We start from the raw sequence: 16,894 nt of genomic DNA, 5'->3' as shown, positions 1-16,894 counted from the left end.
GACTCACTCGACGAGCGCCGACGCGAAGACGTGCGGGGTGAAGCCCGTGAGGTCGTTGATTCCCTCGCCCTGGCCGAGAAGTTTCACGGGGATGCCGGTGCGCTCCTGCACGGCGAGGACGAATCCGCCACGTGCGGAGCCGTCGAGCTTCGTCAGGACCAGGCCGGTCACTCCCGCGTGCTCGAGGAACGCCTCGGCCTGCATCACGCCGTTCTGCCCGGTCGTCGCGTCGAGAACGAGCAGCACCTCGCTGATCGGCGCCTGCTTCTCTATGACGCGCCGGATCTTGGTGAGCTCGTCCATCAGCCCACCCTTGGTGTGCAGACGGCCGGCCGTGTCGACGAGCACGATCTCCGTGCCGGCCCGCTTGGCGTAGTCGATCGTCTGGAACGCAACCGAGGCCGGGTCCTGGCCTTCCTGTTGCGGACGGACGATCTGCGCGCCTCCGCGCTCGGCCCACGTCGCGAGCTGGTCGACCGCGGCCGCACGGAAGGTGTCGGCGGCTCCGACGACGACCGACCGGCCGTAACGCTGGAGGAACTTCGCGAACTTGCCGATCGTCGTGGTCTTCCCCACGCCGTTCACCCCGACGACCAGGACGACGGCGGGACGCTCCGTCAGACGCAGGGTCGAGTCGAACGCGGCGAACCGCTCCTCCAGGGTCTCCTTGAGCATGCGCTGGAGGTCGCGGGGGTCGGTCGTGCGGTACCGCTCCACCTTGTCGCGCAGGTCATCGACGAGACGCTCCGTGATGTCGGGCCCGAAGTCGGCGGTCAGCAGCGCCGTCTCGAGATCGTCCCACGTGTTCTCGTCGATGGTCGGCTTGACGAAGAGCCCGCGCAGCGCGCGCGAGAGCGACCAGGGATTGTCGGCCATACCCTCAGCCTACGGCGCCCGCGCGCTCCCGAACGCGCTGACCGACGACCGCCGACACTCCGTCCTGGCGCATCGAGACGCCGTAGAGCGCGTCCGCGATCTCCATCGTGCGCTTCTGGTGCGTGATGACGATGAGCTGGCTCGATTCGCGGAGCTGTTCGAACACGCCGAGCAGGCGTCCGAGATTCGCGTCGTCGAGCGCTGCCTCCACCTCGTCGAGGATGTAGAACGGGCTCGGCCGCGCCTTGAAGATGGCCGTCAGAAGAGCGACAGCGGCGAGGGAACGCTCGCCGCCCGAGAGGAGCGACAACCTCTCGATCTTCTTACCCACAGGTCGCACCGCGACCTCGATGCCGGTCGTGAGCGGGTTGTCGGGATCGGTCAGCGAGATGCTGCCGGTGCCCCCGGGGAACAGGATCGGGAATACCTCGCCGAATGCGACCTTCGTGTCCTCGAAGGCGGCCAGGAAGATCGTCTGCATCCGCTCGTCCAGCTCGCCGATGATCGTCAGCAGGTCCGAGCGGGTCTGGGTCAGATCCGCGAGCTGTTCCGTGAGAAACGCGTGCCGCTGCTCGAGCGCGGCGTACTCTTCCAGCGCCAGAGGGTTCACGCGCCCGAGCTGCGCGAGCTTCCGCTCCGCCTCCGCGAGGCGACGGCGCTGAGCGGCGCGATCGAAGGGCACCGGCTCGCCGGAATCGTCGAGGGCGGGGTGGTCCGGCCCATATTCCGAAACGAGAATGTCCTCGTCGAAGCCCAGTTCCGACCCGACGCGTTCGAGCAGACTCGTCACGTGCAGCTTCTTCTCGTGCATCTGCATCTCGAGTCCGTGCACCGACTCGGTCAGGGCCGAGAGCCGGCTGCGCGCCGACTGATCCTGGCGGCGCAGCTCGGCGAGCTCGCTCGTGATCTCGCTCCGCGCCTGCTCAGCCCTCCCCAGTTCCACGCGGGCGGCGGCGACGGACCTGTCGATCGATTCGAGCAGCGGCGGCAGTTGTGCGGCGACGGCATCCGCGATCGCACGCTGCTGCCGCCGGATGACGGCGCGTCGGGCGGCCTCGGCGGCGGCGGCGCGCTCTCGCTCGCGCTGGCGTTCGAGCTGAACCACGCGGGCCTCGCCGGCTCGCACGCGCTCTCGCAGGGTCTCGACGTCGAGGCGTGCGCGCATCTCGCGTTCGCGAGCCTGTTCGAGGGCTTCGAGGAGACCGTCACGCGCCGATGCGTCGAGGATCGGGCGCGGCGCCGCAGCCGCCGCCGCGAGCGCTTCCTCGGCATCGCGGGCCGCTGACTCGGCCTCGGTCGCGGCCGAGACAGCCGGCGCGATGCCTGCCTCGAGCCGGTCGCATTCTGCGATGGCCGCTTCGTACCGCACGGTGGCTCGGTTGAGCTTTTCCGCGTCGGCCGCGAGCGCCGCATCGTGGGCACGCAGCGTCTCGAGCGCTGTCCTCGTCCGGGCGCGAGCCTCGGTCCAGGCTGCCTGCGCATCGGTCAGCGACTCCCGGAGCGCGTCGGCGACGACGGTCATCTCGCTCAGCCGGTCAGCCGCCGCGTCTCGCTCCGCGGCGAGTTCGAGACGTGACCGGCCCTCGCCGGATCCGGCTCGGACCGTGCGCCACGAGACCAGCTCGCCCTGCTTGGTCACGACGACGGCGCGTCCGCGTTCGCTCGCCGACCATGCATCGCGGATACGGACTGCTGTCTCGAGGTCATCAGCGACGAGCACCTGCTCGAGCTGGCCGACGACGCCGTCGGGCCCGCTGACGACGTCGATCGCACGCACAGCGCCCGGCACGGCGTTGACAGCCTCTCCCCGGTCGGCATGCGCGAGGACGATGTCGACGACACCGAGGTCGTCTTCGGCAGCGGTGGCTGCCGCCCGCAGCGCTGCGGGCACATCGGCGGCGAGCACGCCCTCGGCCAGCGCCCCCAGCGCCGCAGCGACAGGCGCTTCGTATCCCGGTTCCACCTTCAGGGCGTCGGCGACGAGTGACCGCAGCCCATCGTCGCCGCGCGACAGCAGATCGGCGGCCGCGTTGCGGACCTCGAGCGCCCGCCCGAGCGCAGCCGTCTGCGCCGTCAGCGACTCGACCTCGCGCTCGGCCGCGTGCAGCCGCTCACGGATGCCCGCGAGCGTCGTCTCCGCCTCCGTCGCCTCGCGCTGAGCGCGCTCGTACGCAGCCGTGTGCTCGGCGGAGCTCGCCTCGGGAGCCGCTTCGGACTGGACCTGCTCGAGGGCCGCCTCAGCCTCCGCGCGCCGCGTCCGTGCGGCGTCCAGCCCCCGCTGCTGCCGTTCGACCGTCGCGCGCAGAGCTTCCAAGCGCGACGCGGCGGCGTCTGCTCGGCCGCGGAGCTTGGTCAGCCGCATGTCGTGCTCGGAGACGAGAGCGCTCTGCGCGGCGATGTCGGAGTCGAGAGCATCCAACTCGGCACGCGCTCGAATCACATCCCGGGATGCCGCGGCGGCGGCATCCTGCGCGTCGCCGACGCCCGAAGCGATCTCGTCCACCTCCTGGCGGGCCTCGTCGATCGCCGCCTGTCCCACCGTGGCGACCTCGATCGAGAGCTGGCCGTCGTCCTCGAGAAGAGCGCGGCGCTGCGCCGCGAGCGTGTGCAGTCCGCGCGCCCGCTCCTGGACCTGCTCGAGCGCGAACGCGGTGGCGCGTGCCCTGTCGACGGCCTCGGATCGCTGCTCGGCCTCGAGCTCGTCGATGCGTCGTTTGACGCCGTCGAGCCGGTCCTGCAGCACGAGGCGTTCGGCGTGCCGCTCGTGCTCGTCGCGTGCGTGGTCGGCGAGCTGGGAGCGCAGCGCGACGAGGTCGTCGGCGTACAGCCTCGCCTTCGCGTCGCGGACGACGGCGGCGATCGTCGCGGCTTCACGTGCGATCTCGGCCTGCTTGCCGAGGGGCTTCAGCTGCCGCCGCAGTTCGCCCGCCAGGTCGCTCAACCGCGTGAGATTGGCCTCCATCGCCTCGAGCTTGCGAACCGTCTTCTCTTTGCGGCGGCGGTGCTTCAGAATGCCCGCCGCTTCCTCGATGAAACCGCGCCGGTCCTCCGCGCTCGCCTGCAGCACGGTGTCGAGCCGGCCCTGCCCGACGATCACGTGCATTTCGCGACCGAGACCGGAGTCGCTCAGGAGCTCCTGCACGTCGAGCAGTCGGCACGTCTCGCCGTTGATCGCGTACTCGCTCGATCCGTTGCGGAACAGCGTGCGGCTGATCGTCACCTCGGCGTACTCGATCGGAAGCACGCCGTCGTGGTTGTCGATCGTCAGCTGGACCTCGGCGCGACCGAGCGGACCGCGCGTGGCAGTGCCTGCGAAGATGACGTCTTCCATCTTCCCGCCGCGGAGGGTCTTGGCCCCCTGCTCGCCCATGACCCAGGCGAGCGCGTCGACGACGTTCGACTTGCCCGAGCCGTTGGGCCCGACGATGCAGGTGACGCCCGGCTCGAGCACGAAAGTGGTCGGTTGGGCGAACGACTTGAAGCCCTTGAGCGTGACGCTCTTCAGGTGCATGTCGGGCCCTCCCGGCGCTCGGTGGATGCCCACACGCTACCGGAGGATGACGAGCCGGACTTGACGCCGCACCGGGCGGACCGCTAGCGTCACTTCCCGCATCCCTGACGAAAGGAGGTTCCCCGATGTTGATTTCTGTCACCGCGTTTAACGCTGTTGCTGTTCGTTCCGAGCACCGCGACCGTTTCTCCTGCGTGATCGGTGGAGCCGCCGTCATGGGTGCTCCGCTGAACGTCTGAGTCCGCGAGTCCCTCGCCCCGTTCCGCCTCTCCGCCCGCGCGACAACTCGCGCCGGGCCGCAGCCGACGGCTGCACCTGCGACGCACATCGTCGCCATCGCACGTCCGCCCTCTTCGAACGAGGACACCATGAACACCGTCGTACAACGACGTCCCGAGGTCGCGCCTGCGCGGCCCGCCATTTCCGAGCAGACGGCTCTCGGCCGTCCGACCCTCGCCCAGCGCCTTGCGCTGCGCATCGCACTGCGCCTCATCGTGTGGAGCGCGAACCGCGGCGCCAGCTCTGCGCCCGAGGTCGCGTACCGCCGCGAACAGCTCGCCGCCCGCGAGGCGCGCGAGCGGCACTGGGAACGCGCGTACCTGCTCACTCCCTACCGTTGATCCGCGTGGGGTCTCGGTGACGAGACCCCACGCCGCCGAAAGAGAATCATGAACGACATCACTGCGCGGCTCGAGCTGCGCCCCCTCCGCATCCCTGAGAGGATCGATGCACCGGACGCCGCGGATTTCTGCGAGATGGTGCGCGTGCGCAATCTCGTGTATCGCGAGATCACCGGCGGCGATGACGATACCGCCCGCCCCGACGAGCTGCTCCCCCACTATCGCCCGAGCCCGGACGAGACGAGATTCAGCTGGCTCGCGGTATGGGACGGCAGAGTCGTCGGGCGCGTGGGGCTCGACATCCCCCACGAAGCCGGATCCGACAGCGCGTACTGGCTCATCGAACTCCTGCGCGAGGTCCGCGGACTAGGCATCGGTTCGCAGGCCCACGCGCTCGTCGAGCGGACCGCCCGCGACCATGGCCGCCACGTTCTGCAGACGTACGCCGAGCATCCCGATGAGCCGGGCGACAGGCTGGCCGCTCCGACGGGGTACGGCGACATTCCGCGCGACCATGCCGCGCGCTTCCTGCTGCGTCACGGCTACACGCTCGAGCAGATCAATCGGAAGAGCGTGCTCGATCTGACCGACTCCGCCACCGTCGTCGATGATCACCTGGCGAGAGCCACGGTGGCGGCCGCCGGGTACCGCGTGGTGCGATGGACCGCGCCGACGCCGCCGGAGTTCGTCGAAGGGTACGCCTGGCTCAAGTCGCGCATGTCGACCGACGCCCCTGCCGCCGGCCTCGAGGTGGACGAGGAAGAGTGGGATGCCGCGCGCCTGGCCCGCCACGATGCGCGCTACGTCGAAGCGGACCAGACACTGCTCGTGACCGCGGCGCAGCACATCAAGACCGGCGAGCTCGCGGCCTTCAACGAACTCATGATCGGCTCCGACCGCACCGGCGCGACCCATCAGCACGACACGCTCGTGTCGGCGAGCCACCGGGGCCACCGGCTGGGAATGCTCGTGAAGTGCGCGGGCCTCGTCGCGTGGCGCGACATCGCCCCCGAATCACCCCGCGTCATCACCTACAACGCCGAAGAGAATCGCCCGATGCTCGACATCAACGAGGCCCTCGGGTTCCGCCCGCTGTCATACGAGGGCGCTTGGAAGAAGCGGCTCAGTGGCGACGACGCTGGCAGCGCGGGCAGTAGTGCGATGAGCGATTCGTGAACGCGACCCGGACGATGGCCGAGCCGCACCGCGAGCACTCCGCTCCGGTGCGGCCATAGGCCTCGAGCGAGTGCGCGAAGTAGCCGGCCTGGCCGTTGACGTTGACGTACTGGGCGTCGAAGCTCGTGCCGCCTTCGGCGAGAGCCTTCGTCATCACCGCGACGACGGCCTCGAGCAGGCGCTCCCGCGCTGGGCGCGAAAGGAGGGACGCGGCGGTCCCGGGATGGATGCGGGCAGCCCACAGCGCCTCGTCGGCGTAGATGTTGCCGATGCCGCTGACCACGCCCTGGTCGAGCAGAACGCGCTTGATGCCGGACGACCGCCGGGCGAGCTCCCGATGAAGCCGCGGAGCGTCGAACGCCGGGTCGAGGGGGTCGCGGGCGATGTGCCGCACCTGCCCCGGGATCAGTGCCGCATCCGTTCCGCGCCCGGCTGGTGCGCCGTCCACTGTGGGTTCGAGGTCGTCCACCGCGAGAGAGCCGAAGGTCCGCTGGTCGACGAACAGGACGGAGAGCTCGCCGTGCTCCGGGTGCACGATGTCCCAGCGGATGCGTTCGTGGCGCTCGGTCGGCGCACCGGGCTCGCGCAGCAGCATCTGCCCGCTCATTCCGAGGTGGGCGATGACCGCACGCTGGGTGCCCTCCACGGGAAACCAGAGGAACTTGCCGCGTCGCGCGACGGCGGTGACGGAGCGTCCGGTCAACTCCTGCTCGAACGACGCCGGCGTTCCGACGTGGCGCGTGAGCGCGCGAGCGTCGAGCACCGTGCACGCCTCGATCCGTGCGCCGACGACGGCCGGCTCGAGACCGGCGCGCACGACCTCGACTTCGGGCAGCTCAGGCACGGGCAGACAGCACGTGCCACACAGCAAGGGCGGCCGCCATCTCGGCCTGCTTCTTGCTGCTTCCCACGCCCTCGCGTGACACGTCCCCGACGGTGACGGTCGCGGTGAAGACCCGGTGGTGGTCGGGTCCCGAGGCCTCGATGCCGTAGACCGGCGGCGCAACGCCCAGGTGAGCGGCGAGCTCTTGCAGGGAGGTCTTCGGGTCCATCGCCGCGCCGTAACGCGCGGGGTCCGCCAGAAGTGGCGCGACGAGACGGAGGACGAGTTCCTGCGCCCGCTCGGGACCGGCCGAGAGGAAGGCCGCTCCGATCACGGCCTCCATGGCGTCGGCGAGGATCGAGTCTTTATCGCGCCCGCCGGTCTGCGTCTCGCCGCGGCCCAGCTTGATGTGGTCGCCGAGCCCGATCGTCCGAGCGACCTCGGCCAAGGCGATCGTCGACACGACGCTCGCGCGACGCTTGGCCAGCGCACCCTCGTCGAGATCGGGATGCGTGCGGAAAAGATGCACGGTCACGGCTTGGCCCAGGATCGAGTCGCCGAGGAACTCGAGACGCTCGTTGTGAGGCGTCCCGCCGTTCTCGTACGCGTACGAACGGTGGGTGAGGGCAAGCGACAGAAGCTCGGGGTCGATGTCGACCCCGAGCTTGTCGGTGAGCGCGGAGCGCTCGGTGGTGTTCTCAGTCACGCCGCGCGTCGTCAGACGTCAGCGACCTTGCGACCCTTGTACTCGAGGAACAGCTCGGTGCCCTGCGAGTCGGTGACGACCTTCGCCTGGTGGGGGCGGCTGTAGACGACCTTGCCGTTCTCGATGGTCTTGACGAGCGTGGGAGCCTCGGCCTTCCACTGCGCGCGACGCGAACGCGTGTTGGAGCGGGAGACCTTCCGCTTCGGGGGGTTACCTGCCATGGCTAGCTCTTCTCTGTGTCGGGCGCGACGCGGTGGTCTGCGTCGTCGTGGTCTGGGGTGTAGGCCGTCAGCGCGGCCCAGCGCGGGTCGATCTGCACCTGCTCCGCAGGTTCCGCTCCCGGCGTCAGCTTCTCACCCGTGACCGGGTCGAGCCCGGGGCAATCCGGCTGACACACCGGTTGGAACGGAAGCGCCAGGACGATCGAATCCCTGACCGGAGTTTCAAGATCCACGTGGTCGTCTTGAACCTCGAAGTCGGACGCTTCGTCCCCAGAATACCCGAAGAGCTCCTGAAACTCGATTCGGAGGGGGCGTGTCAGTTCCGTCAGGCACCGACCGCAGACGCCGTCATACACGGTGTCGGCCTCAGCGGTGGCCAGGATGCCCTCGTGCACCGACTCGAGGCGCACCTCGAGATCGATCGGCCGGCCCGCGGCGACCGAGACGAGACCCTCGCCCCACTTGTCGGGCGCGGGCACGCTGAACGCGAACTCCCGCATCTCCCCCGGCTGGCGCACGATGTCGCGCACGGGGATGACGAATGGTCCGGTGACGTGCTTTCTACCCACGATCGACCATGGTAGTCGCCGTGGCGTCGAGCGGACTCAGATGCCGCGGGATCCCGTGTCGAGGAACCGCGCGACGGGGCCCGGCACGAAGGGCGACACGTCGCCGCCGAGCGAGGCGACCTGCCGCACGAGAGAGCTCGACACCAGCGCGTGCGCGGGGTCGGGAAGCAGGAACACGGTCTCGATCTGAGCGAGGTGCCGGTTGACGATCGCCATCGGCGTCTCGTAGGCCACGTCGACCTGCGACCGGATCCCCTTGACGAGGATCCCGGCGCCGACGTCGGTCGCGTAGTCGACGAGCAGTCCCATGCTCCACGCCGCAACGACGATCTCACCCTCGATCCCGGCCTCGTCGATCGACTGCTCGAGAAGCGCCTGACGCTGCGCGATGGGGAGCATCGCCTCTTTGCCGGGGTTGTGGACGACCAGGACGTGGAGCTGGTCGTACAAGGCAGCGGCCCGACGGATGACGTCGAGATGGCCGAGGGTCGGCGGATCGAAGGAGCCGGGCACGACCGCGATCCGGTTGCTCATGGTCTGAGCCTAGTTCCTGTGGAGCGCGCCGCGCTCGTCCTCGCCCAGGCGCCGCGCGATGGCTGCGGCGAGCCCGGGATGCTCCGACAGATCGGGGTCGTTCTGCAGCACGGATGCGGCTTCGTCGCGCGCCTGCGCGATCAGGTCGGCATCCGCGACGACTCGCAGCAGACGAAGCGATGACCGCGCACCTGACTGAGCATCGCCGAGGACGTCTCCCTCGCCCCGCAGCTCGAGGTCGACCTCTGCGAGGGAGAAGCCGTCGGTCGTGGCCGCGACGGCCTCGACCCGTGACCGCGCCGCCGTATCGGGGTCTGCCTCGGTGACCAGCAGACACAGCCCGGGCACGCTGCCCCGGCCGACGCGGCCGCGCAGCTGATGAAGCTGCGACACTCCGAATCGCTCAGCCTCGAGGATCACCATGGTCGAGGCGTTCGGCACATCGACGCCGACCTCGACGACTGTCGTGGCCACGAGCACGTCGATCTCACCGCGGGCGAACGCCTGCATGACGGCATCCTTCTCGTCTGCGGGCATCTTGCCGTGCAGCGTCGCGACGGTGAGGTCGGCGAACGACGGATGCTGTGCGAGCATCGCGGTGGCCTGAACGACTCCCCAGCGAGTCCGCGTCCGCGTGCCGTCTTCGAGCATGCCAGCGTCGTCGGTGTCGTCGACCACGGCCTTCTCGGCGTCGATCGCCGCACACACGACGAAGGCCTGTCGTCCCTGAGCGACCTCTTCGGCCACGCGCTCCCACACCCGGCCGAACCAGCCCGGCTTCTCGGCCAGAGGCGCGACGAAGGTGGAGATGCCCGCGCGCCCGGTCGGCATCGTGCGGATCGTCGACACGTCGAGGTCTCCGAAAACGGTCATCGCCACGGTGCGCGGGATCGGCGTCGCCGTCAGCACGAGCACGTGGGGCGAGGTGCCCTTCGCGCGGAGCGCCTCGCGCTGCTCGACGCCGAATCGGTGCTGCTCGTCGACGACGACCAGGCCGAGGTCGGCGAACGTCGTCGACGCACTCAGCAGCGCGTGGGTGCCCACCACGATCCGCGCCTGGCCGGATGCTGCCCGCAGGGCAGCCTTGCGCCGCTCAGCGGCCGGCTGCGCCCCCGTGAGCAGAGTGGGCATCAGCTCGGGGGCGAGCCGCGGCCCCAGCATCTTCGCGATGGATCGCACGTGCTGCGCGGCGAGGACCTCCGTCGGCGCGATGAGTGCCGCCTGCCCCCCGGACTGCGCGACCTGCAGCATGGCGCGCAGAGCCACGAGCGTCTTGCCCGACCCCACCTCGCCCTGCACCAGCCGGTTCATCGGCCACTCGTTCACGAGATCATCGGCGATCACGTCGCCGACAGCGATCTGATCGGGGGTGCGCTCGAAGGGCAAGGCGGCGTCGAACTGCTCGAGCAGGTCTCCCGCGGGTCGGGCGGTGGCGGCGAGCCGCCGCACCTGGATGCGGTGCTGCAGGAGGGCGGCCTGGAGGACGAATGCCTCGTGCATGCGGAGGGTCTCGAAACCCGGACGCACCTGCTCGGGGACGGTCGGGGTGTGCACCTGGACGAGCGCCGTCCGGGCATCGAGGAGCTGACGCCGCTCACGCAGCTCGTCAGGCAGCGGATCGGGCACGTCACCGAGCCGCGCGATGACGTCGGCGATGATCTTGCGCAGCTGCCAGCTCGTGATGGTGCTCGTGGCGGAGTAGATGGGGATCGGTTCGAGGCTTCGCGCGACCGCCGTCACGCGCGCCTCGACCTCGTCGTCGAAGAGCTCGTAGTCGGGGTGGGCGAACTGCTGCTTTCCCTTGAACACCCCGACCTTGCCCGAGAAGATGCCCTGTCGCCCGACCCGGAGCTCTTGGAGACGCCACTTCTGTCCGAAGAACGTCAGCGTCGCTTCGCCGACGCCATCGCTGATCACGACTTCGATGAGCGACCCTCGACGCTGACGCATCGGACGCTCCGAAACCGATTTCACCTCGGCGACGATCGTCGCCATCTCGCCCACGGGCAGGGACGAGATCGGGGTCAGCTCGCCGCGGCGGGCGTAGCGACGCGGGTAGTGCGCGAGGAGGTCACCGACCGTCGTCATCGTGAACGCACGCGAGAGCGTCGCGGCGACCTTCTCGCCCACGGCCTGCGGCAGCGGGGTATCCAGGTCGACCTGCGGCATGGAGTCGAGTCTAGGCAGGAGGTCGGACACGCCGCCGCCAGGCTTTACGGTAAGAGCATGCTCCGACGCGCGATCGCCCACCTCTTCTGGACGTTCAGCCGCTGGCGCCTCGTCAGCACGCCCGCACCCACACGGCCCACCATCCTCATCGGTGCGCCGCACACCTCCAACTGGGATTTCGTGCTCATGCTCGCGATCGCGTGGCGTCTGCAGATCCCGGTCCGGTGGCTGGGCAAGAAGAGTCTGTTCCGCGGCTGGCGGAGCGGTCCGATGCGCCAGCTCGGCGGCATCCCCGTCGACCGGGACGACCCCTCGCGCGTCGTCGACGATGTCCTCGCGCAGATCGCGGCGGGCGAGGTGTTCGGTCTGGTCATCACCCCGGACGGGACCCGCACCTCCCGTACCGGCTGGAAGTCGGGGTTCTACCGCATCGCCCGCGCCTCGGGCCTGCCGGTGACGCTCGGGTACGTCGACCGCACCACCATGACCACCGGCCTCGGGCCGACCATGGAGCTCACGGGCGACGTCGCCGCCGACATGGCCGTCATCCGCGAGTTCTACGCCGACAAGGCGGGGTTCCGCCCCGAGCTGCGTAGCGAGCCGCGCCTCCGCGACGAGAACGGCGGCAGCGCCGGCGACGAGGCCGCGGAACATACGGCGGGCCCGGCATGACACGCATCATCGCCGGCGCCGCCGGATCGCTCGTGCTGCGGGTTCCCGACCGCGGCACCCGACCGACGAGCGACCGGGTCCGCGAGTCGCTCTTCGGGGGGCTCGATGCCTCGGGCGTCCTCGACGGCGCGCGCGTGCTCGACCTCTACGCGGGTTCGGGTGCCCTCGGTCTCGAGGCCGTCAGTCGGGGCGCGGCGTCCGTCGACCTCGTCGAGAAGTCGGCGTCGGCGGCCGCGGTGACCGACCGCAACGCGCGAACCGTCGCTCGGGCCGTCGGCTCGTCGGCGGTCCGGGTCCATCGCAGCAGCGCCGACGCGTTTCTGCAGTCGGCATCCGGGCCCTTCGACCTCGTGTTCATCGACCCGCCTTACGACCTCGATGACGAGGCCCTCGCGATCACTCTCGCACTGCTGGCCGACGTCACCGCGCGAGGGGCGGTCGTCATCGTGGAACGCGCGAGCCGCTCCCCCGAGCCGCGCGTTCCGGCGCAGCTCGAACCGCTGCGCAGCAAGCGTTACGGCGACACCGCACTGTGGTGGTACGAACGCGCGGACAACGGTGGTCAGCCGCCCGCGCCGTCCCAGTCGCGGTAAGGGTCCCATCCGCCGGCCGAACGTTCCGGCCTACCGTCCACGGTGAGCGGGTCGAGGCCGGCCTGCTTCACCGAGCCGATGCGACGGAAGCCCGCGGGAAGCACCGTCCCGGCGGCGAAGGTCGCGAGGAGCGCGTGATCCTCGCCGCCGCGAAGCGCGCGATCGCTGTCCGGGCCGAGCGTGCTCCGCTCGAGATCGACCGTGACGCCGGAGGCCCGGCCGAGACGACGAGCATCACGCACCAGGCCGTCGGACACGTCCATCATCGCGGTTGCCCCTGCTCGCGCCGCAGCTGTGCCGGACCCGATCGGTGGACGCGGGCGGAGCTGCCCCCGCACCGCGACGCGCTCGGACGGGCTCAGCACAGCGTCATCGACGGCGATCGCCGCACCCCGCTCATCTCGGAACCGATCGAACAGGATGTCGAGACCCGCGGCAGCGAGACCGACATCGCCGCAGATCGCCACGATGTCACCGGGGCGTGCCCCGGAGCGCAGCACCGGAGCCCGGCCCGGGTCGAGCTCGCCGACCGCGGTGACGGCGATCGTGAGCGTATCGGAGCTCGTGAGATCGCCTCCCTCGACCCGGCATCCCGGAGCGAGATCGTCGCACGCCTCTCGAAGCCCGGAGGCAAGTTCGCCGACGAACCCGATGCTCGTCTCGGGCGGCATGGCGAGGGCGACGAACAGGGCGACGGGTCGGGCACCCATCGCGGCGACGTCCGCGAGGTTGACGGCCGCAGCCTTCGCGCCGAGGTCTCGCCCGGACGACCAGGCCAGCCGGAAATCCGGACCGTGGATCAACGTGTCGGTGGTCACCACGACGCGTGCATCGGCGAGCCGCAGCACCGCGGCATCGTCGCCCGGCCCGACGAGCGCCTGGCCCGGGCCTAAGCGCTGGAGGATGTGCGCGAGCACAGCCTCTTCCGACAGGGAGCCGACGGGGGTGGCGGGATCGACGTCGGGCATGGTCCAACGCTACCCCGGCGGTCGTGGCCCCTCACGGCCCAGTACCCTGGAGGGATGCCGCTCCGCCGTACGATTCCCGCACTCGTCCTGGCCTCGGTGACTCTCGCCCTCGCCGGCTGCGCCGGGACCGTCAACGTCCCCGCGGCCCCGGAGGCGAATGCTCCCGAATGCGCAGACCTGATGGTTCGGCTTCCGCAGCAGGTCGCCGGCGCAGAGCGCCGCTGGACGGACAGCCAGGCAACGGCCGCGTGGGGCGATCCGGCGACCATCATCTTCTCGTGCGGTGTCGCCTCTCCCGGGCCCACGACGCTTCGCTGCGAATCGGTCGCCGGCGTCGACTGGGTCATCGACGAATCGGAAGCGCCGCGCTTCCGTGTCGTCACCTACGGGCGAAAGCCTGCGGTCGAGCTCTACTTCAACACCGAGACCTCGGCCGAGGTGCAGGGCGTGTCGAGTCGAGAGGTCCTCGACGAACTGTCACGGGTCGTGTCGCGGCTGCCCAGCGACGGCGGTGCATGCGTCGACCGTGCGGAGGCGACCCCCGTCCCCTCGCCCGTCAGTCCCTGACGGCGCTCCCGACGGGCCGGGAGAGCGCGACCTCGATCAGCTCGGCGATGAGGTCGCTGTAGCTGAGGCCGGAGGCGATCCAGCACTTCGGGAACATCGAGATCGGCGTGAAGCCCGGCATCGTGTTGAGCTCGTTGACATACAGGCCATCGGCCGTCTGGAAGAAGTCGACGCGCGCGAGCCCGCGGCCGTCGACGGCGGTGAATGCGGCGACCGCCATGTTCTGGAGCGCCTCGATCTCGTCAGCCGTCACATCGGCCGGGCAGACGACCTCCGCGCCGTCACCGCCGAGGTACTTGCCCTCGAAGTCGTAGAATTCGCGCGTTGTGAGCACGATCTCCCCCGGCAGTGACGCTCGGGCGGAGTCTTCGCCGCGCCCCTCCAGAACCGCGACCTCGACCTCGCGGCCGACGATCGCCGGCTCGATCAGCACCTTGCCGTCTTCCGCGAACGCCAGCTCGAGGGCCGCGTCGAGCTCGGCCGCCTCGTGGACCTTCGACACCCCGACGCTCGATCCGGCGCGCGCCGGCTTGACGAAGCTCGGAAAGCCGAGGCCTGCGGCATCCACACGAACACCGTCGGGGTCTCGACGCCACCGGGTCTCTTCGACGGTGACCCAGGGAGCGACGGGGATGCCGGCAGCCTGCAGCACGATCTTCATGAAGTGCTTGTCCATGCACAGGGCGGAGTCGAAGACCCCGCCGCCGGCGTAGGGCAGCTGCAGCGTGTCGAAGAACCCCTGGATCGTGCCGTCCTCGCCGTGCGGACCATGCAGGATCGGCAGCACGACGTCGATCTCGCCGAGCGCCTCGACGGAGCCGTCGTCGCGGCGCACCCGGAGCTCTCGCCGGCCGCCGGGCTCGGGCCACAGGATGCGCGTGCCGTTGTCGACGACCTCCGGCATCCGTTCCGGGTTCAGCGCGAACTTATCGGCGTCGTCGTCCTCCAGGACGAACGCACCCTCGCGCGTGATCCCGACGGGGATCACGCGGTAGCGCTCACGATCGATCGCGCGCAGGACCCCGGCCGCCGTTGCGGAACTGATCGAGTGCTCGCTGGAACGCCCGCCGAAGAGCACCGCTACTGTTGTCGTCGCCATGGGGGGTCCTCTCGCCGGTCGGCTTGTCGTCGTCGGTGGTCAGGTGGGGCGCGATGTCGCGCGGGTTCATGGTGCCGTCGAGGACCATCTTGACCTGCTCGACGATCGGCATCTGCACTCCCGCCGCGCGGGCCAGTGTCAGGACGGGCGCGACCGAGGCCAGGCCTTCGGCGGTCTGGTCCATCTGCTTCACGACGTCCTGGAATGAGTAGCCCTGCCCCAGCAGACGCCCGGCCGTGTTGTTGCGGCTCAGGGGCGACTGGCACGTCGCGATGAGGTCGCCGAGGCCCGCGAGTCCCTGAAGGGTTTCGGGGTGAGCCCCCTGTGCCACGGCGAAGTCCGTCATCTCGACGAGACCGCGCGTGATGATAGACGCCTTCGTGTTCTCGCCGTAGCCGACGCCGTCGACGATGCCGATCGCGACGGCGATCAGGTTCTTCAGCACACCCCCGAACTCGGTGCCGATCACGTCGGTGTTCACGAACGTGCGGAAGTAGGAATTGCGTGCGCGCAGCGCGACCGCCTCAGCCGTCTCCTGGCTCGCAGACGCGATCACGGCGGCCGTCGGCTGTTCGCGTGCGATCTCGAGGGCGAGATTCGGTCCGGATGCGATCGCGATGCGGTTCGGGTCGCAGTCGAGCCCCTGCTCGATCACCTGGCTCATTCGCAGGCCAGTGCGCTTCTCGACGCCCTTCATGAGGGAGACGACGGGCATCGTTCCGCCGGCGATGAGGGGCCGGATGGCCGTGAGGTTCTCACGCAGCGCCTGACTCGATACGGCGAGGTACACCTGCTCGGCGCCCTGCAGCGCCTCCGAGAGATGGTGGGTGGCCGTCATCGAACGCGGGAGGTTGATGCCCGGCAGATACCGGCTGTTGCGCTTGCCTTCGCGAATCTCATGCGCGAGCTCGGCACGGCGCGCCCACATCGTGACCTGGGCGCCGCCGTCGGCGAGCACCTTGCCGAACGTGGTTCCCCAGCTACCCGAACCGATGACGGTGACCCGGGGTCCGGAGGTCTCGGTCTTACGGCTCAAGGCGACCCGTCTCCTTCTGGCCGTGCTGTCCCGGGTTCCAGCGCTCGGCGGGCGGGGTCTCGCCGCGAAGCTCGCCGAGCAGCCCAGAGATGCGGGCCATCACAGCGTCCGTTCCCGCCACCAGCTGCGTCGGCGACGGAGTCACGCCCGGTTCGAAGGGAAGCTCGACGCGCGGACCGAAGCGCACGCGGATGCGCTTGCGCAGCGGCCAGGCGCTGAACTTCCCGTAACGCGGGAGGATCGACTGAACGCCCCACGTGGCGACCGGGATGATCGGGATGTCGCCGGCCGCCGCGACCCGGACGGCACCCGACTTCCCTCGCATCGGCCACAGGTCGGGCTCGCGCGTCAGCGAACCCTCGGGATACACGATCACGCCGCGACCGTCGGCCACGAGCTCGGCGGCCTGCGAGATCGCCTGGCCCGCCGCCGAGGCCGACGTCGTCCGCGAGACGGGGATCATGCCGAGGCCCTTCAGCACCGCACCCACGACGGGCACGCGGAAGAGGCTCTCCTTCGCCATGAATCGCGGCGCCCGGCCCAGGCGCCAGGTCGCCACGGCGATGACGATCGGGTCGAACTCGCTGTAATGATTGGGCGCGAGGACGTACGGGCCCTCCTCCGGGAGATGCTCCCCGCCCTCGATCTCGATCCGGGCCAGCAGACCGACCGCGGGCACGACGAGGGCCGCGGCCAACCAGAACGGGGTCGGCTTCGTCTTCTCCGCGGACGCGCGACGGCGGTTGTGCGACAC

Annotated in this window: 17 protein-coding genes; 5 read left to right on the top strand and 12 right to left on the bottom strand. The window is 70.0% G+C overall.

From position 1 onward, the window contains the following. Positions 1 to 3: 3 nt before the first annotated feature. Together ftsY and smc are read right to left on the bottom strand one after the other, a co-directional pair. Positions 4 to 876, bottom strand: a complete 873-nt coding sequence (gene ftsY / locus DO944_RS02935; protein WP_112614474.1) for a signal recognition particle-docking protein FtsY — start codon at positions 874 to 876, stop codon at positions 4 to 6. A 4-nt stretch (positions 877 to 880) separates the two neighbouring features. Further along, the gene (gene smc, locus DO944_RS02930; protein WP_112614472.1) at positions 881 to 4,387 is read right to left on the bottom strand and encodes a chromosome segregation protein SMC; all 3,507 of its coding nucleotides are present in this window, start codon (positions 4,385 to 4,387) and stop codon (positions 881 to 883) included. A 368-nt stretch (positions 4,388 to 4,755) separates the two neighbouring features. Between smc and DO944_RS02925 the strand changes: the two genes are divergently transcribed. Beyond that, complete coding sequence (locus DO944_RS02925; RefSeq protein ID WP_112614470.1) at positions 4,756 to 5,007, top strand: hypothetical protein; 252 nt, start codon at positions 4,756 to 4,758, stop codon at positions 5,005 to 5,007. Between the two features lie 48 nt (positions 5,008 to 5,055). Next, complete coding sequence (locus DO944_RS02920; RefSeq protein WP_112614468.1) at positions 5,056 to 6,183, top strand: GNAT family N-acetyltransferase; 1,128 nt, start codon at positions 5,056 to 5,058, stop codon at positions 6,181 to 6,183. Here DO944_RS02920 and mutM read toward each other — a convergent pair. From mutM to DO944_RS02890, 6 genes are all read right to left on the bottom strand, one after another. Next, entirely contained in the window at positions 6,131 to 7,027 is an 897-nt protein-coding gene (gene mutM / locus DO944_RS02915; RefSeq protein ID WP_112614466.1) for a bifunctional DNA-formamidopyrimidine glycosylase/DNA-(apurinic or apyrimidinic site) lyase, read from the bottom strand. The genes DO944_RS02920 and mutM overlap by 53 nt on opposite strands. After that, positions 7,020 to 7,712: a ribonuclease III gene (rnc, locus tag DO944_RS02910; RefSeq protein WP_112614464.1), complete on the bottom strand. Its 693-nt coding sequence runs from the start codon at positions 7,710 to 7,712 to the stop codon at positions 7,020 to 7,022. Before rnc ends, mutM begins: the two co-directional genes overlap by 8 nt. A gap of 11 nt (positions 7,713 to 7,723) precedes the next feature. Then, a complete protein-coding gene (gene rpmF, locus DO944_RS02905; RefSeq protein WP_019179169.1) occupies positions 7,724 to 7,933 on the bottom strand; it encodes a 50S ribosomal protein L32 in 210 nt (69 codons plus the stop codon). Positions 7,934 to 7,935: 2 nt separating this feature from the next. Then, positions 7,936 to 8,433, bottom strand: a complete 498-nt coding sequence (locus tag DO944_RS02900) for a DUF177 domain-containing protein (RefSeq protein WP_112615121.1) — start codon at positions 8,431 to 8,433, stop codon at positions 7,936 to 7,938. 105 nt (positions 8,434 to 8,538) lie between these two features. Next, positions 8,539 to 9,036: a pantetheine-phosphate adenylyltransferase gene (gene coaD / locus DO944_RS02895; protein ID WP_112614462.1), complete on the bottom strand. Its 498-nt coding sequence runs from the start codon at positions 9,034 to 9,036 to the stop codon at positions 8,539 to 8,541. A 9-nt stretch (positions 9,037 to 9,045) separates the two neighbouring features. Next, the gene (locus DO944_RS02890) at positions 9,046 to 11,205 is read right to left on the bottom strand and encodes an ATP-dependent DNA helicase RecG (protein ID WP_112614460.1); all 2,160 of its coding nucleotides are present in this window, start codon (positions 11,203 to 11,205) and stop codon (positions 9,046 to 9,048) included. 57 nt (positions 11,206 to 11,262) lie between these two features. Here DO944_RS02890 and DO944_RS02885 point away from each other — a divergent pair, with 57 nt between their 5' ends. Further along, complete coding sequence (locus DO944_RS02885; RefSeq protein WP_112614458.1) at positions 11,263 to 11,877, top strand: 1-acyl-sn-glycerol-3-phosphate acyltransferase; 615 nt, start codon at positions 11,263 to 11,265, stop codon at positions 11,875 to 11,877. Next, entirely contained in the window at positions 11,874 to 12,470 is a 597-nt protein-coding gene (rsmD, locus tag DO944_RS02880) for a 16S rRNA (guanine(966)-N(2))-methyltransferase RsmD (protein ID WP_112614456.1), read from the top strand. Before DO944_RS02885 ends, rsmD begins: the two co-directional genes overlap by 4 nt. Here the strand turns inward: rsmD and thiL are convergent. Then, the gene (thiL, locus tag DO944_RS02875; protein ID WP_112614454.1) at positions 12,440 to 13,438 is read right to left on the bottom strand and encodes a thiamine-phosphate kinase; all 999 of its coding nucleotides are present in this window, start codon (positions 13,436 to 13,438) and stop codon (positions 12,440 to 12,442) included. The genes rsmD and thiL overlap by 31 nt on opposite strands. Before the next feature lie 54 nt (positions 13,439 to 13,492). On the opposite strand from thiL, the gene DO944_RS02870 reads away from it, so the two are divergent. Then, positions 13,493 to 14,005: a DUF3515 family protein gene (locus tag DO944_RS02870; RefSeq protein ID WP_112614452.1), complete on the top strand. Its 513-nt coding sequence runs from the start codon at positions 13,493 to 13,495 to the stop codon at positions 14,003 to 14,005. Here the strand turns inward: DO944_RS02870 and DO944_RS02865 are convergent. The 3 genes from DO944_RS02865 to DO944_RS02855 are packed head-to-tail and all read right to left on the bottom strand — an operon-like array spanning position 13,995 to position 16,894. After that, entirely contained in the window at positions 13,995 to 15,104 is a 1,110-nt protein-coding gene (locus DO944_RS02865) for a D-alanine--D-alanine ligase family protein (RefSeq protein WP_112614450.1), read from the bottom strand. The two genes, DO944_RS02870 and DO944_RS02865, sit on opposite strands and share 11 nt — an antisense overlap. Continuing rightward, on the bottom strand, positions 15,004 to 16,140 hold the full coding sequence (locus DO944_RS02860) for an NAD(P)H-dependent glycerol-3-phosphate dehydrogenase (protein ID WP_112615119.1): 1,137 nt from the start codon (positions 16,138 to 16,140) through the stop codon (positions 15,004 to 15,006). Before DO944_RS02860 ends, DO944_RS02865 begins: the two co-directional genes overlap by 101 nt. After that, positions 16,130 to 16,894, bottom strand: coding sequence for a 1-acyl-sn-glycerol-3-phosphate acyltransferase (locus DO944_RS02855; protein ID WP_112614448.1), 765 nt, complete (start codon positions 16,892 to 16,894; stop codon positions 16,130 to 16,132). Before DO944_RS02855 ends, DO944_RS02860 begins: the two co-directional genes overlap by 11 nt.

The organism is Microbacterium sp. SMR1, from assembly GCF_003289625.1.
Classification (GTDB): domain Bacteria; phylum Actinomycetota; class Actinomycetes; order Actinomycetales; family Microbacteriaceae; genus Microbacterium; species Microbacterium plantarum.
Note: the sequence above shows the minus strand (reverse complement) of the source record. Positions and strands in the feature narration are given on the sequence as shown.